Annotated in this window: 21 protein-coding genes and 7 tRNA genes; 17 read left to right on the top strand and 11 right to left on the bottom strand. The window is 73.9% G+C overall.

The window, feature by feature from the left end; all coding sequences use genetic code 11:
* Positions 1 to 221 precede the first annotated feature (221 nt).
* From ACZ6C1_RS31965 to ACZ6C1_RS31945, 5 genes are all read left to right on the top strand, one after another.
* Positions 222 to 857 carry a GNAT family N-acetyltransferase gene (locus ACZ6C1_RS31965; RefSeq protein ID WP_469245732.1) on the top strand — a complete coding sequence of 212 codons (636 nt, stop codon included), beginning with the start codon at positions 222 to 224 and terminating at the stop codon, positions 855 to 857.
* 61 nt (positions 858 to 918) lie between these two features.
* On the top strand, positions 919 to 2,127 hold the full coding sequence (cbiE, locus tag ACZ6C1_RS31960) for a precorrin-6y C5,15-methyltransferase (decarboxylating) subunit CbiE (RefSeq protein WP_469245730.1): 1,209 nt from the start codon (positions 919 to 921) through the stop codon (positions 2,125 to 2,127).
* Between the two features lie 306 nt (positions 2,128 to 2,433).
* Complete coding sequence (gene cobT, locus ACZ6C1_RS31955) at positions 2,434 to 5,952, top strand: nicotinate-nucleotide--dimethylbenzimidazole phosphoribosyltransferase (protein ID WP_469245728.1); 3,519 nt, start codon at positions 2,434 to 2,436, stop codon at positions 5,950 to 5,952.
* Between the two features lie 262 nt (positions 5,953 to 6,214).
* Complete coding sequence (gene cobA, locus ACZ6C1_RS31950) at positions 6,215 to 7,447, top strand: uroporphyrinogen-III C-methyltransferase (protein ID WP_469245726.1); 1,233 nt, start codon at positions 6,215 to 6,217, stop codon at positions 7,445 to 7,447.
* Positions 7,448 to 7,492: 45 nt separating this feature from the next.
* On the top strand, positions 7,493 to 8,311 hold the full coding sequence (locus ACZ6C1_RS31945) for a TrmH family RNA methyltransferase (RefSeq protein ID WP_469245725.1): 819 nt from the start codon (positions 7,493 to 7,495) through the stop codon (positions 8,309 to 8,311).
* A 13-nt stretch (positions 8,312 to 8,324) separates the two neighbouring features.
* Here ACZ6C1_RS31945 and ACZ6C1_RS31940 read toward each other — a convergent pair whose 3' ends face one another.
* Positions 8,325 to 9,512 (bottom strand): serine/threonine-protein kinase, encoded by a 1,188-nt coding sequence (locus ACZ6C1_RS31940; protein WP_469245723.1) that lies wholly within the window; start codon positions 9,510 to 9,512, stop codon positions 8,325 to 8,327.
* Positions 9,513 to 9,984: 472 nt separating this feature from the next.
* Between ACZ6C1_RS31940 and ACZ6C1_RS31935 the strand changes: the two genes are divergently transcribed.
* The 3 genes from ACZ6C1_RS31935 to ACZ6C1_RS31925 all read left to right on the top strand — a co-directional run bounded on the left by ACZ6C1_RS31935 (position 9,985) and on the right by ACZ6C1_RS31925 (position 11,936).
* Positions 9,985 to 10,164, top strand: a complete 180-nt coding sequence (locus ACZ6C1_RS31935) for a hypothetical protein (RefSeq protein WP_469245721.1) — start codon at positions 9,985 to 9,987, stop codon at positions 10,162 to 10,164.
* A gap of 541 nt (positions 10,165 to 10,705) precedes the next feature.
* Positions 10,706 to 11,644, top strand: a complete 939-nt coding sequence (locus ACZ6C1_RS31930; RefSeq protein ID WP_469245756.1) for a phosphotransferase family protein — start codon at positions 10,706 to 10,708, stop codon at positions 11,642 to 11,644.
* A gap of 40 nt (positions 11,645 to 11,684) precedes the next feature.
* Positions 11,685 to 11,936, top strand: coding sequence for a TFIIB-type zinc ribbon-containing protein (locus tag ACZ6C1_RS31925; protein WP_469245719.1), 252 nt, complete (start codon positions 11,685 to 11,687; stop codon positions 11,934 to 11,936).
* Between the two features lie 49 nt (positions 11,937 to 11,985).
* Here ACZ6C1_RS31925 and ACZ6C1_RS31920 read toward each other — a convergent pair.
* The 5 genes from ACZ6C1_RS31920 to ACZ6C1_RS31900 form a co-directional block, all read right to left on the bottom strand.
* Positions 11,986 to 12,060 (bottom strand) — tRNA-Val (locus tag ACZ6C1_RS31920).
* Positions 12,061 to 12,094: 34 nt separating this feature from the next.
* Positions 12,095 to 12,166, bottom strand: a tRNA-Val gene (locus tag ACZ6C1_RS31915).
* Positions 12,167 to 12,185: 19 nt separating this feature from the next.
* A tRNA-Val gene (locus ACZ6C1_RS31910) sits at positions 12,186 to 12,257 on the bottom strand.
* Between the two features lies 1 nt (position 12,258).
* Positions 12,259 to 12,332, bottom strand: a tRNA-Cys gene (locus ACZ6C1_RS31905).
* Positions 12,333 to 12,368: 36 nt separating this feature from the next.
* Positions 12,369 to 12,441: transfer RNA gene (locus ACZ6C1_RS31900), tRNA-Gly, on the bottom strand.
* Between the two features lie 167 nt (positions 12,442 to 12,608).
* Here ACZ6C1_RS31900 and ACZ6C1_RS31895 point away from each other — a divergent pair.
* Genes ACZ6C1_RS31895 through ACZ6C1_RS31885 form a run of 3 tightly spaced genes read left to right on the top strand, consistent with a single transcriptional unit; the run spans position 12,609 to position 15,349 of the window.
* Complete coding sequence (locus ACZ6C1_RS31895) at positions 12,609 to 13,664, top strand: chorismate-binding protein (RefSeq protein WP_469245717.1); 1,056 nt, start codon at positions 12,609 to 12,611, stop codon at positions 13,662 to 13,664.
* On the top strand, positions 13,661 to 14,473 hold the full coding sequence (locus ACZ6C1_RS31890; protein ID WP_469245715.1) for an aminotransferase class IV: 813 nt from the start codon (positions 13,661 to 13,663) through the stop codon (positions 14,471 to 14,473). Before ACZ6C1_RS31895 ends, ACZ6C1_RS31890 begins: the two co-directional genes overlap by 4 nt.
* 33 nt (positions 14,474 to 14,506) lie before the next feature.
* Positions 14,507 to 15,349, top strand: a complete 843-nt coding sequence (locus ACZ6C1_RS31885; protein ID WP_469245713.1) for a GNAT family N-acetyltransferase — start codon at positions 14,507 to 14,509, stop codon at positions 15,347 to 15,349.
* A 4-nt stretch (positions 15,350 to 15,353) separates the two neighbouring features.
* Here ACZ6C1_RS31885 and ACZ6C1_RS31880 read toward each other — a convergent pair whose 3' ends face one another.
* Complete coding sequence (locus ACZ6C1_RS31880) at positions 15,354 to 15,887, bottom strand: DsbA family protein (protein WP_469245711.1); 534 nt, start codon at positions 15,885 to 15,887, stop codon at positions 15,354 to 15,356.
* Positions 15,888 to 16,060: 173 nt separating this feature from the next.
* Here ACZ6C1_RS31880 and ACZ6C1_RS31875 point away from each other — a divergent pair, with 173 nt between their 5' ends.
* Positions 16,061 to 16,492 (top strand): hypothetical protein, encoded by a 432-nt coding sequence (locus tag ACZ6C1_RS31875; RefSeq protein ID WP_469245754.1) that lies wholly within the window; start codon positions 16,061 to 16,063, stop codon positions 16,490 to 16,492.
* A 75-nt stretch (positions 16,493 to 16,567) separates the two neighbouring features.
* The gene (locus tag ACZ6C1_RS31870) at positions 16,568 to 16,756 is read left to right on the top strand and encodes a hypothetical protein (protein WP_469245762.1); all 189 of its coding nucleotides are present in this window, start codon (positions 16,568 to 16,570) and stop codon (positions 16,754 to 16,756) included.
* Between the two features lie 23 nt (positions 16,757 to 16,779).
* Here the strand turns inward: ACZ6C1_RS31870 and ACZ6C1_RS31865 are convergent, their stop codons facing one another.
* On the bottom strand, positions 16,780 to 17,340 hold the full coding sequence (locus ACZ6C1_RS31865) for a CGNR zinc finger domain-containing protein (RefSeq protein ID WP_469245709.1): 561 nt from the start codon (positions 17,338 to 17,340) through the stop codon (positions 16,780 to 16,782).
* Between the two features lie 257 nt (positions 17,341 to 17,597).
* A complete protein-coding gene (locus ACZ6C1_RS31860) occupies positions 17,598 to 18,011 on the bottom strand; it encodes an SsgA family sporulation/cell division regulator (RefSeq protein ID WP_351823368.1) in 414 nt (137 codons plus the stop codon).
* A gap of 190 nt (positions 18,012 to 18,201) precedes the next feature.
* Between ACZ6C1_RS31860 and ACZ6C1_RS31855 the strand changes: the two genes are divergently transcribed.
* Both ACZ6C1_RS31855 and ACZ6C1_RS31850 read left to right on the top strand, forming a co-directional pair.
* On the top strand, positions 18,202 to 18,660 hold the full coding sequence (locus tag ACZ6C1_RS31855) for a TIGR02611 family protein (protein ID WP_469245706.1): 459 nt from the start codon (positions 18,202 to 18,204) through the stop codon (positions 18,658 to 18,660).
* Between the two features lie 62 nt (positions 18,661 to 18,722).
* A tRNA-Val gene (locus ACZ6C1_RS31850) sits at positions 18,723 to 18,797 on the top strand.
* A gap of 55 nt (positions 18,798 to 18,852) precedes the next feature.
* On the opposite strand, the gene ACZ6C1_RS31845 is transcribed toward ACZ6C1_RS31850, so the two are convergent.
* The gene (locus ACZ6C1_RS31845; protein WP_469245704.1) at positions 18,853 to 21,180 is read right to left on the bottom strand and encodes an SCO7613 C-terminal domain-containing membrane protein; all 2,328 of its coding nucleotides are present in this window, start codon (positions 21,178 to 21,180) and stop codon (positions 18,853 to 18,855) included.
* A gap of 90 nt (positions 21,181 to 21,270) precedes the next feature.
* On the opposite strand from ACZ6C1_RS31845, the gene ACZ6C1_RS31840 reads away from it, so the two are divergent.
* Positions 21,271 to 21,720 (top strand): SRPBCC family protein, encoded by a 450-nt coding sequence (locus tag ACZ6C1_RS31840; RefSeq protein ID WP_469245702.1) that lies wholly within the window; start codon positions 21,271 to 21,273, stop codon positions 21,718 to 21,720.
* Between the two features lie 39 nt (positions 21,721 to 21,759).
* Positions 21,760 to 21,831: transfer RNA gene (locus tag ACZ6C1_RS31835), tRNA-Val, on the top strand.
* Positions 21,832 to 21,904: 73 nt separating this feature from the next.
* On the opposite strand, the gene ACZ6C1_RS31830 is transcribed toward ACZ6C1_RS31835, so the two are convergent.
* Positions 21,905 to 22,630, bottom strand: a complete 726-nt coding sequence (locus ACZ6C1_RS31830) for an exonuclease domain-containing protein (protein ID WP_469245701.1) — start codon at positions 22,628 to 22,630, stop codon at positions 21,905 to 21,907.
* Positions 22,631 to 22,778: the final 148 nt, after the last annotated feature.

Genomic DNA, 22,778 nt, shown 5'->3' with positions numbered 1-22,778 from the left:
CCCCTCCCCGCCCCAAGAGGGCCCCCCCCCCCCCCCCCCCCCCCCCCCCCCCCCCCCCCCCCCCCTCCCCCCCCCCGCCCCCTCTGCCGTGTCGACGCATCGACGTATCGACGTATCCGTATCGACGAATCCGTACCGACCCGGCCATGCGCACAACCGGCTGCATGCTGCATGCTGTGCGTTCACGGCCTTTACGGACGGTCTTCGGCATGGAGCTGCGCATGACTACCACCTTTCCGGACATCTCCATCAGCACGGAACGGTTGGTGCTGCGCCCCTACGAGGAGTCGGACATCCCGGCGCACATCGAGATGATGAACGACGAGATGGTCGTCGCCTGGACCTCCGCGCCACACCCCTACACCACGGCCCACGCCGAGGAATGGGTGCGCAGGATCGCTCCTGCGGAACGCACGGAGGGCCGCGGCGTCGTCCTCGCCGTCACCGAGTTCCTCACCCAGCGCCTCGTCGGCATCGTCCACCTCCAGAACACCAACTGGCGCACCCGCGCCACCGAGATCGCCTACGTCACCGCCCCCTGGGCCCGCGGCGAGGGATACGCCACCGAATCCGTCCTCGCCGTCGCCCAATGGCTCTTCCGCGACCAGCGCTTCGAACGCCTGGAACTGCGCACCGCCGCCGACAACACCGCCTCCCAGCAGGTCGCCCAGAAGATCGGCTGCATCAGCGAGGGCGTACTGCGCAACGCCTGGATAGCGCGCACCCAGACGGAGGACGGCGGCTGGACCGACATCCGGACCGACCTGATCGTCTGGAGCCTGCTCCCCGAGGACCTCGAAGGCGCCGCCGACCAGCTCGCCGACGCCGGGTACTCCTCGTTCACCGACTGGAACTGACACCCGGTACGCTCACCAGCACTCCACCCGACCTCCACACCACTCCAGGAGACAGACGAAGATGGCCGACCGGGTCACGGTGATCGGCTGGGACGGTTCGCCTCTCACCGCGGCCGCCAGGTCCGCCCTCTCGGCCGCCACCCTGGTGGCCGGAGCCGGCCACCACCTGGCGCTCCCGGAAATCCCGCCCGCCGCCGAACGGATCCGCCTCGGCAGCGTCGACCTCGCCGCCCGCCGCATCGCCGGCCACCGCGGCACCGCCGTCGTACTCGCCGACGGCGACCCGGGCTTCTTCGGCGTCGTACGCACCCTGCGCGCACCCGAGTACGGCCTGGAGGTCGAAGTGGTGCCCGCCGTCTCCTCCGTCGCCGCCGCCTTCGCCCGCGCCGGCATGCCGTGGGACGACGCCCAGGTCGTCGTCGCCCACACCCGCACGCTGCGCCGCGCCGTCAATGTGTGCCGTGCCCACCCGAAGGTCGCCGTGCTGACCTCCCCGGGCGCCGGCCCCGCCGAACTCGCCCTCCTCCTCGACGACGTCCACCGCACCTTCGTCATCTGCGAGGAACTCGGCACCGAACGCGAGCAGGTCACCGTCCTCACCTCCGACAAGGTCGCCGACCACACCTGGCGCGACCCCAACGTCGTCATCGTCATCGGCGGCACCGCCACCACCCAGGGGGGCGGCGGATGGCTGATGGGCCGGGACCCCGGAGCGGTACGCGGCTGGGGGCTGCCCGCGCACGCGTACGGCGGTGACCTCGGCATCGGCGAGTCGGACGGCCTCCGCTCCGCACAGCTCGCCCGCCTCGGCCCGCGCACCGGTGACCTCGTCTGGGACATCGGCTGCGGCGCCGGAGCCCTGGCCGTGGAGGCCGCACGCTTCGGCGCGGCCGTGATCGCGGTCGACGAGGACCCGGCCGCCTGCGCCCGTACCGAGGCCGCCGCACGCCACTTCGGCGTGCAGATCCAGACCGTGGCGGGACGCGCGCCGCACGTGCTGGAGCGGCTGCCCGAGCCCGACGTCGTCCGTGTCGGGGGCGGGGGAGCGGCCGTCGTCACCGCCTGCGCGGACCGGCGTCCCGAGCGGATCGTCGCGCACGCGACCACCCGTGACGAGGCCGAGGCCATCGGCGCGGTCCTGGCGGACGGCGGGTACGCGGTCGAATGCGCCCTCCTCCAGTCCGTCGAACTCGACACGGGCGCCTGGACCGAACGAGACCGCTCCGTCGTCTTCCTGCTGTCGGGCCACAGGCCGACGCCCTCCCCGTGACCATGTCACTACGGCACGGCAGGTAGGCTGGCCGATCGTTGTACGGCGGCCGGACGTTCGACGACGCGTTCGTCAATGTCCGGAAAAAAGGGACCTCTTCAGGTCCCCGGTGTGGTACGGCGTTACCGGGGGGTTGCGCAACGTGGCGCAGTCCACAGCCGACGGCGGCGGATCCCGCTGCCACGGCGGCAGAAGACCGCGACAATACGTGATGTCCGCGTGCCTTTCGTGCCGCGCGGCGCGCATGCTCGTTCTTGTTGGCGGGCGACGGTCTGAAGGAGCACAACCGATGGGCGAGGGGTACGCATGACTGACACCGGCCAGGTCCCGGGCGAGGGGCAGCCGGAGAACGCAGGCATGGTGGAGCAGCCGGGCATCCCCGCTCCGGGCGCGTACACCTTCCTCGACCCCTCCGAGAACGCCGCCGAGGACGACGACCTCCTGCTGATGCCGGGGTCGCAGGGAGCCTGGAGCGAGCCGCACGCCGGCGTCGCCCCGGCGCCCGCGCCCATGGCGATGCCCCCGACCGTCCCCGCGGCGGTGGACCCGGTGGGCGCGGCCGTGATCGCCGAGCAGCAGGCGCAGCAGGCCCGGCTCCAGCAGGCCCAGCAGCCCGTGTACGAGCCGGTCGCGCAGGCCACGCCGGTCGTCCACGAGCCGGTCGCTCCGGTGTACGAGCCGGCCGTCCACGAGGCCGCCGCCCCCGAGCCGGCCGCCTCCGAGCCGGTCGTCCACGAGCCGGCCGTGCACGAGGCCGCCGTCCACGAGACCGGCGCGCACGAGACCGGCGCGCACGAGACCGGCGCGCACGAGGCCGGTGGCCGTGACTCCGGGTCGGTCGACCTGACCGGCGTACGGCTGCCGGAGCCGGCCCAGGCAGCGGCTCCCGCCCCCGAGCCCGCCCAGGCAGCGGCTCCCGCCGCCGCTCCCGGCCCGGCGCACGCGCGGCGTCCGCTGCACATGGGCCCCCCGGTCCCCGACGCCTCGGGCGGTGTCGTCCGCTCGCTCGCCGATCGCGGCCCGGCCAACCCCGCCACGGCCACGCCGGGTCCCGCCACCTCCGGCGGCCTGGAGTACCTGGACGTGCCGCGCGAGGAGCCCGCGTCCGCGCTGCCCGGCCCGCAGGTCGGCGAGCTTCCGCCGCAGAGCCCGGCGCCGTGGTCCCCGCAGCCCCAGCAGCACCAGACACCGCTTCCTGCCACAGCAGAAACGGTCGTTCCGGACCAGGCGCCCGCGCCGGTCGGGCAGTTCGTGCCGGTCGAGGGCTCCGTCCCGACCGCGCCCCACCTCGCCCCGACGCCGTCGGCCCCCGCGCCCGCCGCCGAACCGGCGCCCGAACCGGCCCCCGAGGTCGCCGAGCCGGTCGCCGCCGCGCCCGAGCCGGCGCCGGAGCCCGTCCCGCAGGGCGCCGTGACCGTCCCGGCGCCCCGCGACGGCGGTTCTGCCGCCCCGGCCGAGCCCGCCCCGGAGCCCGCGGCCCAGCCGGTCGAGGCCCCCGCCGAGCCGGTGACCCCCGAGCCGGCAGCCGCGGCCGAGCAGCCCGCTGCCCCCGAGCCCGCGGCCGAGCACCCGGTGACCGTCCCCGAGCCCGTGGCCGCCGAGGCGACCGCCCCTGAGCAGGCCGTGGCCCCCGAGCCGGTGGCCGGGCAGCCCGCTCCCGCCGCGATCGCCGAGCCGGTCGCGACTTCCGAGCCCGTGGTCCCCGAGCCGGTGGCCGTGGCGGAGCAGCCCGTCGCGGTCGAGCAGCCGGTGGCCGAGGAGCCCGCGCCTGCCGTGGAGGAGCAGCCGGTGGCTGAGGAGCCCGCGCCCGCCGTGGAGGAGCAGCCGGTGGCCGAGGAGCCCGCGCCTGCCGTGGAGGAGCAGCCGGTGGCCGAGGAGCCCGCGCCCGCCGTGGAGGAGCAGCTTTCCGCCGAGGCCGCGCCCGCCGTGGAGGAGCAGCCGGTGGCCGAGGAGCCCGTGCCCGCCGTGGAGGAGCAGCCGGTGGCCGAGGAGCCCGCGCCCGCCGTGGAGCAGCAGCCCGAGGTCGTGGAGACGGACGCCGCCGAGGCGCCCGCGCCCGCCGACGCCCAGGCGGACACCCCCGCGGACCAGAGTGCCCCGGCCCCCGCCTACGACGACGTCGAGCGCGAGGCCGTGCTCCGCGTGATGCGTGAGCGCCGGGACATCCGCAACGGCTTCCGCAGCGACCCGATCCCGCACGAGGTCCTCCTCCGGGTCCTCGAAGCGGCCCACACGGCGCCGTCGGTGGGCCACTCGCAGCCCTGGGACTTCGTCGTCATCCGCTCCGCCGAGACGCGGCGCACGATGCACGAGCTCGCCCAGCGCCAGCGCGAGGCGTACGCCAAGTCGCTGCCGAAGGGCCGGGCCAAGCAGTTCAAGGAACTGAAGATCGAGGCCATCCTCGACACCCCGGTGAACATCGTCGTCACCGCCGACCCCACCCGCGGTGGCCGCCACACCCTCGGCCGGCACACCCAGCCGCAGATGGCGCCGTACTCGTCCGCGCTCGCCGTCGAGAACCTGTGGCTCGCCGCCCGCGCCGAGGGCCTCGGCGTCGGCTGGGTCAGCTTCTTCGACGAGCGCGAGATGGTCCGTGCCCTCGGCCTGCCCGAGCACCTCGAGGTCGTCGCGTACCTCTGCGTCGGGTACGTCGACGAATTCCCCGAGGAGCCCGAGCTGATGCAGGCGGGCTGGTCCAAGCGGCGCCCGCTGTCATGGGTGGTCCACGAGGAGACGTACGGCCGCCGCGCCCTGCCCGGCGAGGAGCCGCACGACCTGCTCCAGGAGACCGTCTCCAACATCCGGCCCCTCGACGCGAAGGCGCTCGGCGAGGCGTGGGAGCGGCAGAAGCGGATGACGAAGCCGGCCGGCGCGCTCGGCATGCTGGAGATCATCTCCGCCCAGCTCTCCGGCCTCTCCCGGATGTGCCCGCCGCCCATCCCCGAGCCCGCGGCCGTGGCGATCTTCGCCGGCGACCACGGAGTGCACGCCCAGGGTGTCACCGCCTGGCCCCAGGAGGTGACGGCCCAGATGGTCGCCAACTTCCTCGGCGGCGGCGCGGTCTGCAACGCGTTCGCCAACCAGGTGGGCGCCGAGGTCTGCGTCATCGACGTCGGCGTCGCCGGTGACCTGCCCGCCACGCCCGGCCTCCTGCCCCGCAAGGTGCGGCCCGGCACGGCCGACTTCACCACCGGCCCCGCCCTCAGCCGTGAGGACGTCCTCGCGGCCGTCGAGGTCGGCATCGAGACGGCCCGCGACCTGGTGGCCGCCGGCAACAAGGCGCTGCTGACCGGTGAGATGGGCATCGCCAACACCACCGCGTCCGCCGCGCTGATCTCCGTCTACACGGACGCCGACCCGACGGAGGTCACCGGCCGGGGCACAGGCATCAACGACGAGATGCACGCCCGCAAGGTGGACGTCGTCCGGCGTGGCCTGGAGCTCCACCAGCCGGACCCGGCCGACCCCATCGGCGTCCTCGCCGCCCTCGGCGGCCTGGAGCACGCGGCCCTCGTCGGCTTCATCCTGGGCGGCGCCTCGCTGCGTACGCCGGTCGTCCTCGACGGCGTCAGCGCCGGTGCCGCGGCCCTCGTGGCCCGGGCCATCGCCCCCGAGGCGCTGGCGGCCTGCATCGCGGGCCACCGCAGCGCCGAACCGGGCCACGTGGCGGCCCTCAACAAGCTGGGCCTCCGCCCCCTGGTGGACCTGGACCTCCGCCTGGGCGAGGGCACCGGTGCCCTGCTTGCCCTCCCCGTGATCCAGAGCGCGGCCCGCGCGATGCACGAGGTGGCGACGTTCGACTCGGCGGGCGTCACCGAGAAGTAGCCGGGTGGGGGGGCCGCGCGCCCCCACACCCCCCTCCGCCCCGCAGGCCCCGGCCCGCACCCCGGGCGCGGCGTGGCGCGGGGGCGCCTGCCCAGCGGCTCTCCCCGCCGCCCCGCGACCGGCCCGGCGGGGCGCACCGTATCGTGGTCCGCAGCGTCCCCACAGCCGTGCCACCCCCACGCCACCCCCGCCCCACCAGCCGCTTCACCGTCGCAGCGGCTCCGCACACCGCACCACCGCCTCGCCGAGGAGCCGCACCGCCATGGCCGAGTACGCCGAGCACCCCGCCTACCCCGTCGGACTGCGCCTGACCGGGCGCCGCGTCGTCGTCATCGGCGGCGGCCAGGTCGCCCAGCGCCGCCTCCCCGCCCTCATCGCGGCCGGTGCCGACATCACCCTGGTCTCCCCGTCCGCGACGCCGTCCGTCGAGGCCATGGCGGAGGCCGGCGAGATCACCTGGATCAAGCGCCGGTACGAGGAAGGCGACCTGGCCGACGCCTGGTACGCCCTGATCGCGTCCACCGACCCGGCGGCCAACGCCCGCGCGTCCGCCGAGGCGGAGCGCACCCGCACCTGGTGCGTACGCTCCGACGACGCCGAGGCCGCCACCGCCTGGACGCCCGCGACCGGCCGCAGCGAGGGCGTCACCGTCGCCGTGCTCACCGGCCACGACCCGCGCCGCTCCGCCGCCGTGCGGGACGCGATCGTCGAGGGGCTGCGCGACGGTTCGCTCGCGGCGCCGCACCACCGCTCCCGTACCCCCTTCGTGGCCCTGGTCGGCGGCGGCCCCGGCGACCCGGACCTGATCACCGTGCGCGGCCGCCGGCTGCTCGCGGAGGCGGACGTGGTGATCGCGGACCGCCTCGGCCCCCGGGACCTCCTGGACGAGCTGCCGCCGCACGTCGAGGTGATCGACGCGGCGAAGATCCCGTACGGCCGGTTCATGGCCCAGGAGGCCATCAACAACGCGCTCATCGAGCACGCCAAGGCCGGCAAGTCCGTCGTCCGTCTCAAGGGCGGCGACCCGTTCGTGTTCGGCCGGGGCATGGAAGAGGCGCAGGCCCTCGCCGAGGCGGGCATCGCCTGCACGGTCGTCCCGGGTATCTCCAGCTCGATCAGCGTCCCCGGCGCGGCCGGCATCCCGGTCACCCACCGGGGCGTCGCGCACGAGTTCACCGTGGTCAGCGGCCATGTCGCGCCCGACGACCCGCGCTCGCTCGTGGACTGGGCCTCGCTGGCCAAGCTGACCGGCACGCTGGTCATCCTGATGGGCGTCGACAAGATCGGCGCGATCGCCGAGGCGCTGGTCGCCCACGGCAAGGCCGCCGACACCCCGCTCGCGCTGATCCAGGAGGGCACCACCGCCTCCCAGCGGCGGGTCGACGCGACCCTCGCGACGGTGGCCGAGCGGGTCAGGAGCGAGGACGTACGCCCGCCCGCCGTGATCGTCATCGGCCCGGTGGTCGCCGAGGGCCCGCACAAGAGCACCACGTAACCCAGCCCCGTTGGCACTTCACACCGGACAAGGCAGTATCACCCTGTGGCCGATCTCATCACCATCGACGACCCCGACGACCCGCGCCTCGGCGACTACACGGGCCTGACCGACGTCGAACTGCGCCGCAAGCGCGAACCCGCCGAAGGCCTCTTCATCGCCGAGGGCGAGAAGGTCATCCGGCGCGCCAAGCAGGCCGGGTACGAGATGCGCTCGATGCTGCTGTCCGCCAAGTGGGTCGACGTCATGCGCGACGTCATCGACGAGGTCCCGGCGCCCGTGTACGCGGTGACGCCGGACCTCGCCGAACGCGTCACCGGCTACCACGTGCACCGCGGCGCGCTCGCCTCCATGCAGCGCAAGCCGTTGCCCTCGGCGGACGCCCTGCTCACCGGCGCCCGCCGGGTGGTCGTCATGGAGGGCGTCAACGACCACACCAACATCGGCGCCATCTTCCGCAGCGCCGCCGCCCTCGGCATGGACGCGGTCCTGTTGTCGCCGGACTGCGCGGACCCCCTCTACCGACGGTCGGTCAAGGTCTCGATGGGCGCCGTGTTCTCCGTCCCGTACGCCCGCCTCGAAACGTGGCCGCGAGGGCTGGAGGCGGTCCGGGAGGCGGGCTTCGCCCTGCTCGCGCTGACGCCCGACGAGAAGGCCACGAGCATCGACGCGGCGGCCCCGCACTGCCTGGAGCGGGTCGCCCTGATGCTGGGCGCCGAGGGCGAAGGCCTCACCACCAAGGCGCTGATGGCGGCCGACGAGTGGGTCCGCATCCCCATGGCGCACGGCGTGGACTCCCTCAACGTCGGCGCGGCTGCCGCGGTCGCGTTCTACGCGGTGGCCACCGGCCGCCCGGAGTCCTGACCCGCCGGGACACCTATCCCTGGAGGCCCTGCGCCCCCGCGATCCCCAGCAGCACGATCAGCGTCACGACCACGAAGACGAAGAGCCGCTGCCTCAGCAGCCGAGGGTTCGCGGGCCTGCGCGCACCGCCCGCTCCCGTGCGCACGCCCGGCCTCGACGCCGTCCGGCCGCCACCGCCGGTCCGCGACGGCGGACGTGCCGGATTGCGCGGCGACGAGGCACGCGCGGCCTGGCCGCCACGGGAACCGGACGCGGGCGTGCGCTGGCCCCGCCCCGGTGTGTTGCGCTCCGTGTAGCGCTCGGTCAACCGCCCCGTGGGCCGGTCGTCCACGGCCCTCCCGGACGGCCGGGGCGCCGACGCCCGGACGTCGGACAGGCCCTGCGCCTCACGGGCGGCGATCTCCTTCAGCCGCATGGACAGTTGCAGGGTGCTGGGACGTTCCTCCGGGTCCTTGGCCAGACAGGCCCGCACGAGCGGCGCCAGCGCGTCCGGCACGCCGTGCAACTGCGGCTCCTCGTGCACCACCCGGTAGAGCATCACCTCGGAACTGCCGTGCCCGAACGGCGAGTCCGCCATGGCCGCGTACGCCAGGGTCGCGCCCAGCGCGAACACGTCGGTGGCCGGGGTCACCGCCGCGCCCCGCACCTGCTCGGGCGCAAGGAAGCCCGGCGAACCCACCGCCGTGCCCACGTGGGTGAGCGTGGACGCGCCGGTCGCCCAGGCGATGCCGAAGTCGATGATCCGCGGGCCCTTGGGGGAGAGGAGGATGTTCGACGGCTTGAGGTCCCGGTGGACCACCCCGGCCTCGTGGACGGCCACCAGCCCCTCGGACAGCGCCGCGCCGATCGCGGCCACGTCGGCCGCCGACAGCGGGCCCTCCTCGGCGACCTTGTCGTGCAGGGAGGGACCCGGCACGTACTGGGTGGCGAACCAGGGCCGGTCCGCCTCCAGGTCGGCCGCCACGAGCCGGGCCGTACACCCGCCACGGATCCGCCGCGCGGCCGACACCTCGCGCGCGAAGCGCGACCTGAACTCCTGGTCCTCGGCAAGATCCGGCCGGATCACCTTCAGGGCCACCCGCTGCCCGCGCCGGTCGGACCCGAGGTACACGACCCCCATCCCGCCCGCGCCGAGCCGCCGGTGAAGCCTGAATGAGCCGACGACACGCGGATCCTCGCGCCGGAGCCGCATCATCGCCATGTCCGTCCCCTACCTACGGTGGGGGAGGCCCCACCCCACTACACCGGTGTCCGTTTGACGTGGCACAGCTTACGTACCCGCGCCCCGGCACGCTCATAGGCCGCGCCCTCGCGGCCCGATCGATTGTCGGTGGCGGCCGGGGTCGTGGAGCCGGGTGACGTCCCAATGCCCGCCCCTCCCAAGGGGGTTGGCCCTACGGGGTGACGGACCGTACGGAAGGGCGGACCGGACGTGAGGGACGTCACCCGCCCCGGTGGCCCCTCCGGAATACCCCTGACCTTCGGAGGTCCGTCTCCACCCAGGGGAGTACGCCGACCGGTGACGGCTCATCCTCCGGGAGGCCCGCCAAAGGGTACGCGGGCATGACGTGCCGGGGCCGCCGCTTCCCTAATGTTGAAGTCAAGCGGCGGGTGCAGCACTCGTCCCCCGAGGTCAGACACCCGCCGCTGCTGGACTGGACAGGAGAGGAACCATGGCGCACACGGCAACGCGGTCGATGATCCGCACGCAGGGTCGTACGTCGGGACGTCGCCACCCGCTGGTGGCGACCGCCATGGTGCTCCCCTTGGCCGCGCTCCTGGTCGTCGTCTTCGGCGGCTGGGACGCGGTGGTCACACAGGCGTCGTCCGTGGGCGTGATGCTGGGGCGCTGAGCGGCGCCCCGGGCCCGGGAGAGCGGCCCGGGCCGGGGACATCCGGCCAACAACCCCGTGGGGACGGGGGTGCGGCGGACGGCAGCGGTGGCCGGCAGCTGGGGAGCTGCCGGCCACCGCTTTGTCCGTCTTGGGGCCGTCCCGGGGCCGTGCCGGGCGTGCGGCGCCTGCCGGTGGGTGGGGGGCGCGGCCCCTCCGGGCTCACCTCCTCAAGGCCGGCGGCCCTGGGTACGACGCTTGGGAGCCCATTTTCCGCCGCCAACCTCTGCGGGGGGGACCCTGCACGGCCACACCCCGGTCGTACGCCGGTCTGCGGGCCGGATTCCCCGGGGCCGGGGGTGGCTCGCTGTGCGGCCGTGCAGGGTCGCCCCCGCTGGGGGTCCCCCCACACCCCCAGGGCGTAGCGGGACGATCGGCGGCGGGAAACGGTGACGAAGCCGGCCGGGCACCCCGCCGACGGCGAGGAGGTGAGCCCGGAGGGGCCCCGACCCCGGCCCACGGTCCCAAGCGCACCCCGTAAGGTCGGGGCGTGCAGAAGGAGATCGAACCGCTCGTGCGGGAACTCGACGCCGTCGCACGGCGCGCTGTGCCCCACCAGACCTGCCGGGCGTGCGGCGCCACCGTTCTGGCGCATCGTTCCGACGGTACGGTCGTCCGCCACGGTGACGCCGTCGCCAAGGCGCACGCCCCGGACACCGAGCCCGCCGCCCACCGCGCCCGCCTCGCCGTCGCCGCCCACCCGCGTCTCGCCGGGGTCCTTCTGCCGCCGCTTCCGGCCAACGCCCGGGAGCTGCGTGGGCGGCCGGTCAGCGCCTGGCCCTACGGGAGTCCCGTCGACCCCGACGACCCTGACGCCGCGCCCTGGGAGGAGGCCGCCGCGCTGCTCGCACGCCTCCACTCCGTACCGCTCGCCGAGTTGCCCGCCCTGCCGCCCATGCGCGGGCCGGCCAAGGCGGCACGGGCGGTGGCGCGGATGAGGGCGGCGGGCCCGCACCCGGCGGCGGCGCCGGTGCTGGCCGCGTGGGTACGGCTGCCTGCCTGGGCGCGTGACGAGGCGCCCTGGCCCGGGGCGGGCGCGGTCTGTCACGGCGACCTCCACCTGGGCCAGCTGGTCCGCCACCCCGCCGCCACCGGCCCCTGGTTGCTCATCGACGTCGACGACCTGGGGCTCGGCGACCCCGCCTGGGACCTCGCCCGGCCCGCCGCCTGGTACGCGGCCGGGCTGCTGGCGCCCGGCGTGTGGGAGCGTTTCCTCGGTGCGTACCGGGCGGCCGGCGGACCTGCCGTACCCGCCGACGGGGATCCCTGGGCCCGGCTCGACGTGCCCGCCCGCGCGCTGACCGTCCAGACGGCGGCCCTCGCCATCGCCAAGAGCACCGCCGAGGAGCGGGAGTTGGACGAGGTGGAGGTGAGTGTGGTGGAAGCTTGTACCAGAATCGCGACACTCCCACCCGAGTTGGACGCCGTGTCCGCGTCGTAGGGTGTTGACACCATCCGAACGGCGAGGAGTTGAGCCGAGCATGCAGTGTCCCAAGTGCCATGCCCCCATGCACACCTACAACCGCAATGGCGTCCAGATCGAGCAGTGCAGCGGCTGCCGGGGGATCTTCCTGGACTTCGGTGAGCTGGAGGCCCTGACGCGCCTGGAGTCGCAGTGGGTCCAGCAGGCCCCGCCCGCGCCGCCGGCCGCTCACGCACCGGCGTGGGGTGCTCCGCACCACGGGCACCACGGCCACCGCCGCAGCTTCGGGCGGATGCTCTTCTCGTCCTGACGGGGTACGACGGAAGCCCCGGCCGCGTGACGCGCCCGTTGCTTCCGGGTGGTGGACGATACTGGGATTGAACCAGTGACCTCTTCCGTGTCAGGGAAGCGCTCTCCCGCTGAGCTAATCGTCCTCGGGACCATGATCCGAAGATCATGGGCACTGCGTGCGCGATACTGGGATTGAACCAGTGACCTCTTCCGTGTCAGGGAAGCGCTCTCCCGCTGAGCTAATCGCGCGGGGGATCCGAAGATCCAGTGGACGATACTGGGATTGAACCAGTGACCTCTTCCGTGTCAGGGAAGCGCTCTCCCGCTGAGCTAATCGTCCTTGGAGGTGGAGACGGGATTTGAACCCGTGTAGACGGCTTTGCAGGCCGTTGCCTCGCCTCTCGGCCACTCCACCAGGAGTGCAGGGGTTCGGGAATGATCCCCCACTTCGAGCGGACGACGAGATTCGAACTCGCGACCCTCACCTTGGCAAGGTGATGCTCTACCAACTGAGCCACGTCCGCTTGTCGGTTCCGTTCCGCTTGCGCGTCCCGGCGACGTGTTGAACTCTAGCGGATTCCCGGGCCAGTACAAAAACGCGTTTGCCCAGCGTGCTGCGCCGACCCCGCTCCGCACCAGGTCCACAGGACGTCCGCGCCGTCCGGCCCGCCGCCGCCATAGACTCGCATCCGTGCACGACCTCGCTCCTCTGGCCCGCTTCGGCGGCCTCGTCGCAACCGACCTGCGGGATGTCACCAGTGACCCCGAGGCCCTGGACTCCGCAGGCTTCTGGGCCGTCTCCGCGGACTTCGAAGGCCGTCTGACCTGCGCCCGCTTCGGTGACGTCCGCCCCGCTCCGGTGCCCGGGCCCGTCCCCGGTGCCTGGCGCGGGCCCGCCGCCGGTGACTGGACGTCCTCGCTCGACCGCGAGGCGTACACCGCCGGTGTGCGGAGGATCCGCGAGCACATCGCGGCCGGCGAGGTCTACCAGGCGAACCTGTGCCGGGTGCTCTCCGCACCGCTGCCGGACCCGGCCGCCGACGTGGACGCGCTCACCGCGCTCCTCGCGCGCGGCAACCCCGCCCCCTATGCCGGAACGATTCGCCTGCCCGCCCACGGTGTGGAGATCGCCACCGCGTCGCCCGAGCTCTATCTGCGGCGTGACGGTTTCACCGTCGAATCCGGCCCGATCAAGGGCACCGGCAGGACCGCCCAGGACCTCCTGGACAAGGACCGCGCCGAGAACGTGATGATCGTCGATCTCGTCCGCAACGACCTGGGGCGGGTCTGCGCCACCGGGTCGGTCACCGTTCCCGCGCTGTGCGCCGTCGAGGCGCACCCCGGCCTCGTGCACCTGGTCTCCACCGTGCGCGGCGACCTGACGCCCAAGGCGGGCTGGAAGGACCTCCTCGACGCCACCTTCCCGCCCGGCTCGGTCACCGGCGCCCCCAAGTCCAGTGCCCTGAAGATCATCGAGGCCCTGGAAACCGCACCCCGGGGACCCTACTGCGGTGGCATCGGCTGGGTCGACGCCGACCGGCGGACCGGAGAGCTGGCCGTGGGCATACGCACCTTCTGGATCGACCGAGGGGAAGGGGAACCAGTGCTGCGCTTCGGTACCGGCGCCGGCATCACCTGGGGGTCCGACCCCGAGCGCGAGTGGGACGAGACCGAACTGAAGGCCTCCCGGCTGCTCGCGGTAGCGTCGGGAACGTACGAGGCGAGCGGAAGGACCATCGGGACATGAAGCTGTGGGTCAACGGCGGGCTGCACGAAGCGGACGACGCCAGGGTCTCCGTGCTGGATCACGGCCTGACGGTGGGCGACGGCGTCTTCGAGACGCTCAAGGCCGTGGACGGCCGGCCCTTCGCGCTGGAGCCCCACCTGGAGCGGCTCACCCGCTCCGCGCGCGGTCTCGGCCTGCCCGACCCGGACCTCGACGAGGTGCGCCGCGCCTGCGCCGCCGTGCTGGAGGCCAACCCCATGCCGCTGGGCAGGCTGCGGATCACCTACACCGGAGGGCTCTCCCCGCTCGGCTCCGACCGCGGTGACGCCGGCCCCACCCTCGTCGTCGCCCTCGGCGAGACCAAGCCCCGGCCCGACACCACCGCCGTGATCACCGTTCCCTGGACGCGCAACGAACGCAGCGCCCTGGCCGGACTCAAGACCACCTCGTACGCCGAGAACGTCGTCGCCCTCGCCAAGGCCCATGAACAGGGCGCGAGCGAGGCGCTGTTCGCCAACACCGTCGGACAGCTCTGCGAGGGCACCGGCTCCAATGTCTTCGTCGTCCTCGGCGGACAGCTCCACACCCCGCCGCTCGCCTCCGGCTGCCTGGCCGGCATCACCCGCGCCCTGACCGTCGAATGGACCGGCGCCCACGAGACCGACCTGCCGATGGACGTCCTGGAGCGGGCCGACGAGGTGTTCCTGACCTCCACCCTCCGCGACGTCCAGGCCGTGCACCGCGTCGACGGGCGCGAGCTGCCCGGCGCCCCCGGGCCGGTCACCGCCAAGGCCATGCGGATCTTCGCGGAGCGCGCGTCGCAGATGTGAGCCCGTGGTCGCGGGGTGGGTAGAAGACTGGCGATGACCACCACCCTGCGGCCGGCCGGGCCGCTCCAGCAGACCCCCGACGGCGCCCGATCGCGCACCTACGACGTCTGTGTGAACAGCCGCCGCGTGGGCGCCGTCGAGCTCGGCACGCTGCCCGGGACCGGGCGGCGGGCGGCCGGAGTGATCCGGGCGCTCCACATCGACGAGCCGGACCGGCGGCGGGGCCGCGGCACGGTGGCCGCGCTCGCCGCCGAGGAGGTCCTGCGGGGCTGGGGATGCGAGCAGGTCTCGGTCTCCGTACCGGCCGACGCCACCATGGCGCTGCGCATGGCGACCGCCCTCGGCTACACCGAGCGGAGCCGCAACATGGCCAAGGACCTCACCGGGCCGCCACCGGAGCTGCCCGCGCACGTCGCGGTCAGGACCATGACGGCGGCGGAGTACCAGGACTGGGAGGTCCGGTCCATGGAGCGCTTCGCGCGCAGCTGGGCCGAGCACGGCGTTCCGGAGGAGCAGGCGAGGGCGAGGGCCGAGGCGAGCCGCCGCGAGTACCTGCCCGACGGGCTCGCCACGGAGGGCGCCACGTTCCACGTCGCCGTCCACGACGACGCTCCCGTCGGGCACCTGTGGACCGGCCGCCTGGAGCTGACACCCGGCGAGGTCGGCGCGTTCGTGTACGACATCGAGGTCGCCGACGACCAGCGCGGCAAGGGGTACGGGCGCGCCCTGATGCTGCTCGCCGAGCGGATCGCCCTGACGGCGGGGGAGCGCCGGATCGGGCTGCACGTCTTCGCGGGCAACGCCCCGGCCATCGGGCTCTATGAGTCGCTCGGTTACCGGACGACGCGCGTCCACGCCTTCAAGCCGCTGCTCTGAGCTCCTAGAGCTGACCGCCCGGTTCGGCCAGGAGACGGTCGGCGATCTCCTCGATGCGCCGGCGGAGCCCCTCCTGGCTCTTGCCGCCGTCGAGGCGCTCGCCGCCGATCACGTACGTGGGGGTGCCGGTGACGCCGATCGCCTTGCCCTCCGCCTGGTCGGCGTCCACGATCAGCAGGTGGCGGCCGTCGATGAGGGCCGTGTCGAACTCCTCGGCGTCCAGGCCCAGTTCCCGTGCCGTGTCGATCAGTACCGGTTCGCCCTCGGCCGCCAGCTCGTCGTTCCTGGCCAGCACCGCCTCCACGTAGGGCCAGCCCCGCCCCTGCGCGATCGCCTCCTCGGCGGCCTGCGCGGCGGCGTAGGCGTGCTTGTGCTTCTCCAGGGGGAAGTGCCGCAGCCGCACGTCCAGCCGGTCCCCGTACCGGGCGCGCAGCGTGCGCAGGTCCTCCAGGGCGGCGTGGCAGTCGGGGCACTGGAGCTCGCACCAGACGTCGAGGACGACGGGCGGTGCGGTGCGGTCGGTGGTGGAGTCGCTCATGGGGCCAGTCTTCCAGGAGGGCGGGCGGCGCCCCAACCGGGACCTGGGGAGGAGGCGGGCCCCGGAGATGTCCCGGAGATCCTTGCCCGAGCCGGTGGGCGCCATGGCCCCGGGGTGCCCGCGCGGTGCAGGATGGAAGGGACGTACCGCCCCACGCCCGCCTGGAGGACCGGATGCTTGCCGAGACGATTTGCTCCGCCGCGTCCGCGGCCGGGCTGGCCATCGCGGCGATCACCGCGTACCGCAAGAGGTTCCTCGCCGCGACCCGTATCGCCGCGTACGCGCTCGTGCCGGCCGGTCTGGTGATGACCGGCACCGTGGAGTGGCTGGCCGGGACCGCCTTCAGCCCGGTGGCGTGGGCCGGTTTCGCCGTCCTGGGAGTGGCCTGGGCGCTGTTCATGACGACCCGGGCGGTCGAGCGGCGCCGGGGCGGCTCCACGCGCAAGGAGCGCAAGGAGCGCAAGGTTCAGGGCCGTCAGGACGGGCGGCGGCCGGTCGCGCCGGCCGCGTCCGCGCCGCCGTTGAAGGCCGGTGACCGGGCCACCGCCAAGCCGGCCGACGACTTCAGCGACATCGAGGCCATCCTGAAGAAGCACGGCATCTGAGCAGGGGCCACGGGATGGGGTGAACTCCCTTGCCGATCATCGGCGTTCGCCGTTCACGGGGCGCTCCGCTGCGCCATGATCGGCACCGAGATGCTCGAAACCTCGCGGGAGTCGACCCCCGCCCCCACCGATGCCACCGACCCGGCCTTCGAGGAGCGACGCGGATGCCTGTTCGCCCTCTCCCAGCCGCCATTGATGATCTTCCTGGCGGTGATCGGCTGCCTGCTGCTGATGGCGGCCGTCCACGATCTGTTCGTCCTGTGAGCGCGGGGCTGACGGGTCCCGGCTCAGCCGGCCGCCGCCTCCTTGCGGCGGGCCCGGTACGCCGCCACATGGAGTCGGTTACCGCAGGTACGGCTGTCGCAGTAGCGGCGCGAGCGGTTCCGTGACAGGTCGACGAAGGCCCGCCCGCAGTCCGGCGCCTCGCAGTGGCGCAGTCGCTCCTGCTCACCGGCCACCACGATGAACGCGAGCGCCATGCCGCAGTCGGCGGCCAGGTGGTCGGCCACCGACGCGCCCGGCGCGAAGTAGTGCACGTGCCAGTCGTAGCCGTCGTGGTCGGTGAGCTGGGGTGTGGTGCCCGCGGCGGCCACCAGCTGGTTGATCAGCTCGGCGGCGTCCCGCGCGTCGGGCGCGGCGAATACGTCGGCGAATCGTTTTCGTACGTCGCGTACGGCCCGCAGGTCCTGCTCGCCGAGCTGACCGACCCCACTGACGTCGTGGTCCCGTACGAAGGCGTACAGCGCCGCGACGTCCCTGAGCCCGTCCCCCTGTCCGCCTTCGGGCGCGGTGTTCAGCAGATCGACGACGGTGTCGAGCGCGATCCGGGTGTCGTGAGGGATCAGCACGATTCGCTCCCTGGCCTGCCGCGGGCGGGCGCCCGCCGGATGTGCGCAGACTCTAGCGGCTCGTGCCGCGGGCACCGGGGCGGTGTCCGGGGGAGCGCGGTGCCGGACGGCCGGAAACGGCGCCGGCGCCGTCACCGCGGTGGTTTCCGCGATGACGGCGCCGGTGTCGCCGTACCCGGCCGTTCACGGCCGTGCGAGCTCTCCGCGCGGCGCCGTCGCCCCGAGTCGGACGGCGCCGTGCGGCTGGCGGCCTGGCCTCAGCTTTCGGCCAGGATGTGCGAGAGCTCCGTGTCGAGATCGAAATGACGATGCTCGGTGCCGGGCGGCACCGCGGCGTCGGTCCGCTTCAGGAACGACTCCAGGGCGCGCGCGGGGGCCTCGAGCAGGGCTTCGCCCTCCGGGGAGCTCAGCGCGATGCAGACGACGCCCTGACCGTGGCTGCGGGACGGCCAGACTCTGACGTCGCCGGTGCCTGTGGGGCGGTGGAGCCCTTCGGCGAGGAGGTCGCGGGCGAACACCCACTCGACCGTCTCGTCGGCTCCGGTGTGGAAGGTGGCGTGCACGGCATAGGGATCGGCCGTGTCATACCGCAGGCCCGCCGGTACAGGCAGTGAGGACTCGCTCGATACAACGAGGCGCAGGTGCAGCTCGCAGCTGACCGTGGTGTTCATAAGCGCCAGGGCCTTTCGCTCAGTGTGCGCTCGGGGATTCGCACGTCGGCGAAATCGACATGCCACCTACGGTGCCGTTGTAAACCCCTCTGTCTGTTTTGTGGCCCTTGAGGTACCTCGTATGGCGGTGTGCAAGCGGCAGTTATGCATCCATTCCGGTCCTCGGTCTTCGTCGGGTAGGTTGGGCCTCATGAATGCGGAGAGTGACGAGCGGGGCAAGGTCGCCCGACCGGTGACCACAGCACCCGCCACGGGGGACGTGACGGAAGAGGTGACCGTGGAACCGGCACTCGGTTCGCGGGCGCCCGCCTTCATCAAGGCGCGCAGGACGCTCCACGTCAGCTGGCAGGTCGGCGTCTTCGTCGTCGGCCTCGCGGTCGTGGCCGCCGGTGCCGCGATGCTGGTGCTGCCAGGACCCGGCTGGGTGGTGATCTTCGGCGGCATGGCGATCTGGGCGACCGAGTTCGTCTGGGCGCAGCTGGTGCTCCGCTGGACCAAGCGGAAAGTGACCGAGGCCGCGCAGCGCGCACTCGACCCGAAGGTCCGGCGGCGCAACATCATCCTCACCACCGTCGGTCTGGTGATCATGGCGGTGTTGATCGGTGTGTACCTCTGGAAGTACGGGCTCGCCCTGCCCTGGAACATCTGACGGCGGCCCCACAGGGTGGTCCTGGGCACAGGCTGACATGCGGTAATGTTTGCCGTGCGCCCGGGCGATTAGCTCAGTGGGAGAGCGCTTCGTTCACACCGAAGAGGTCACTGGTTCGAACCCAGTATCGCCCACCACCCGGACCGAAGGCCCCGGAGACCATCCGTCTCCGGGGCCTTCGGCGTCCCCCGGTCAGCCCATCCGGCCCAGGACGTCACGGAGGCGCCGGGCGTCGCGCAGCCGCTGCTCGTACGTCGCGCCCACCGCGAGCAGCAGCAGACCGGCCAGCGCGGGCGGCAACCAGCGCGGCAGCGCGCCGACCGCCTGGACGACGTACGGCGCCAGCTCGTGCAGCGCGTCCAGGGCCAGTACCGCTCCGCCGAGCAGCAGCGGCGCCCGCAACCGCAGCCGGGCACCGGCCAGCGTCACGGCGAGCGCCACCAGTCCGAGCGCCAGCGGACGCGGCCAGCCCGCGTCGCCCCACGCCGCGGCAAGGCTCGGCAGCAGGGTCGCGGCCAGCCCCGGACCGTACGCGGTCCACGACGACGCCTCCGGGTCGCGGCGCCGGCGCAGCACGCCCACCACCAGCGCGGGCACCGTCACCGGCAGTGTGTACGCCTCCGGGGCGGACACCCCCGAGGCGGCCAGCCGCACCCAGGCCGCCGTCACGAACAGCGCCGTGGCCGCGTACCCGGCCACCGGGCGCCGCTCCGGGCGCAGCGCCGTGGCGGTCGCCACCACACCGCACAGGGCGAGCACGAGCGCCAGGACGGTCAGGTGCGTGGACGCGAACCCGACCGCCAGGGCACCGGCCGCCGCGCCCGTCAGCTCGACCGGCACCGCGACCGGCCGGTGACGCAGCCACGCCCCGAGTGCCGCCGTCGCCACCGGCACGGCCACCAGGGCCACGCCGGTCTGGTGCGCCGGGAGGTCCACCGCCGCGGCGACGGCGCACACGAAGCCGGTCGCCGCCACCACGGCGGAACACGCCGCGACCGCCCGGCGCGGTCCGCCGCCGAGGACCGCCGCGCCGGCGAGGAGGGCGCCCAACGCCCCCAGGACGGTGACCGCAGCCGTGTCCGTACCCCACGCGCCGACCGTCACGACCACCGCGCCGAGCAGCGCCCCGCCGAGGGCCGCGCCGCCGAGCACGTCCTCCGCCTCCGGCTCTCCGGCCACGTGGGCGGTCAGCGCGGACGGGCGTACCGCCAAGGCCAGGAAGGCGGCAGTCAGGGTCAACTGGGCCGCCGACGTGGCCGCGTACGGCAGCGACAGGGCCTCCGGCAGGGACATCCCCGCCGCCCACGCCAGGGCGAGCGCCCCGCAGCGCGCCCACAGGAACCGCAGGGATGCCAGAACCCCGGCGACCGTCACCAGCACGGCCACCACCGACCAGGAAACGCCCGGCCGGCCGCCCGAGAGCGGAGCCGCCACCTGCGGCAGCGCCCACGCCACGGCCAGCGCCTGCACGCCCGCCGACGCACCCAGCAGGCCGCGCCGCATTCCCCGCGGCACCCCGCCGCGTACCGCGCCCGCCCACACCGCCACCGCCACGAGCAGGTACCCGGGCACGGCCCACGCCCCCGGTGCCGCCCACACCTCCGGCAGCGCCTCCCGCACCAGCCCGCCGCCACCGGCCACCGCGACCAGCCCGGCCGCCACCGCCGACGCCACGGCCCAGGCCTCCGCCCCGGCCGGGGCGCGCCATGCCGCGTACAGCGCGAGCGCCGCAGCGACCAGCAGCAACCCCGCCGGTCCGGCCCCGCCGCCCAGCACCGAGAACCAGGCGGCGGCCGTCACGGCCCACCCGCCCGTCACACAGGCCGCCACGGCCGCCACCACCCGGACGGCACCCCGCCGGGCCCGCAGGGCCACCGCCCCGTCGAGCCCGGCCGTCGCCAGCAGGGCCCAGCACACGGTCAGCGCATCCGCGTCCGACGCCAGTGCCCACAGCGGCAACGGCAGCTGTCCGGCGACCACCGCCACCGGCAGCGGGACCCGCAGCCCGCCCACGCCCACGCCGTACACCGCCCACAGCGCCGCCAGTACGGCCGAGGCGACCGCCGCGTACCCCACCGCGTCCATGGCCGGCAGCGCCACCCGGTGCACCGCGTACGCGTCCAGCACCGTCAGCAGCAGACCCAGCGACGCCACCGCCTCCGCCGTCGACGCCAGTCGGCGGCGCAGCAGTACGACGGGCGCGGCCAGCGTGCCGGCCGTCACCACGGCGAGCACCGCGAAGCGGCCACCGATGCCCAAATGCCCCCAGCTGACCAGCGTGAAGGCCACCGCGGCGACCGCCAGCAGCACACCGCCCAGCGTCAGCAGCACGTTCTGCGCACTGCGCGGCGCGGTCTCGGCGACGGGACCGGGCGGAGCGGCCGGCGCCGCCGTCGGTGCGTGCAGCACGCTCAGCAGCCAGGCCCTGCGGGCCAGCAAATGGGCGCGGCGGGCGTCGAGTTGGGCCAGCTCGCGGTCCAGAATCACCAGCTCCGCGGCCGGTGACGGCACAGTGTTCATGAGCGGAGTGTGGCCCGGACCACATCGCCCGGCATGAGCGTGGGTACTCAGATGCGCCATGAGTACGGGCCACCGGCGCAGACTTGCCCCATGAACTGGTGCCACTACCGTTTCCGCAGTGTCTGGGACGTGCCCGCTGCGCCGGACACCGTCTACGCGGTCCTGGAGCGGCCCGAGGAGTACCCCTCCTGGTGGCCGCAGGTGCGCGAGGTGACCCGGCTCGACGAGCGCACGGGCACCGCCCGCTTCCGGTCCTTCCTGCCGTACGAGATCGTCGTCACCCTCACCGAACGGCGCCGTGACCCCGTGGCGCGCGTCCTGGAGACCGCGCTCGCGGGCGACCTCGAGGGGTGGGCCCGCTGGACCCTCACCTCGCCCGCCCGGGGCGGCACACGAGCCGTCTACGAGCAGGAGGTCGACGTCCGGCAACCGCTGATGCGCCGCCTCGCCGTGCCCGGCCGGCCCTTCTTCCTCGCCAACCACGCGCTGATGATGCGAGCGGGACGCCGCGGGCTGGCCGCGCACGTCCATGCGGTTTGAAGGAAACGGGCCCGGACCTGTATGGTTCAGTGCGTTCCCGGGCGATTAGCTCAGTGGGAGAGCGCTTCGTTCACACCGAAGAGGTCACTGGTTCGAACCCAGTATCGCCCACCGGGGAAGGCCGGTCCGTGACTCACGGACCGGCCTTCACGCTTTCCCGGCCGGGCGCGTCGGACCGTCCTCGTCAGGCCGCCGCCGGCAGTTCCGGACGCAGCGGCCACGCCGGATCCACCGCCTCCGGTGAACCGTTGCGCGCGAACCACGCCTGCAGGCCCCGCGCCTGGGCGGCGTGCCACACCGCCTGCAGGGTGTGCAGCTCCGCCGGCGACAGCCGTTCCAGACGGGACGCGAACCGGCGCCCCACCGCCCGGACCACCTCCAGCGCCGCCGCCGCGTCGGCCGCCGCGTCGTGCGCGCCCTCCAGCTCCACCTCGTACTGGGCGCACAGGTCCGTCAGTGTGCGGCGGCCCTTGCGGTACCGGTCCAGATGCTTGTCCAGCACGCGCGGATCCAGCACGCACAGCGGGACGTTCTGCAGATACCGGGAGAGCGACGAGGCGCGGTGCCGGCGCAGCTCCCGGTCCAGGAGCGTCAGGTCGAACGGCGCGTTCATCACCACCAGTGGCCGGCCCGCCGCGCAGTGCTCGGCCAACTGCCGCGCTATCTCCTCCATCACGGGCGAAGGCCAGCGCCCGTTGCGCTGAAGGTGATCGTCCGTCAGGCCGTGCACCTCGGTCGCGGCGGGCGGGACCGGTATGCCCGGATTCACCAGCCACCGGGTGGACCGGATCCGTCCGCCCGCCGCGTCCTGGACGACGACGGCGGCCGACACTATCCGGTCCCGCTCGACGTCAACTCCCGTGGTCTCCGTGTCGAATGCGACCAGGGGTCCCTCATACCAGAGCGTCATACCCCGAACTCCTCGCGCGTGCCCGGCAGATGGCGTGATCCCCCTGCCCGAAACGGTGATACCCGCGCCGTTTGCACCGTACGCAACGTGGTGACAACACAGGTGAGGGGCCGTCGAACTGACGCCCCGTCGCCGGCCTGGAAGGCAT

The sequence above is a fragment of the Streptomyces sp. NPDC041796 genome, from assembly GCF_055590785.1.
Note: the sequence above shows the minus strand (reverse complement) of the source record. Positions and strands in the feature narration are given on the sequence as shown.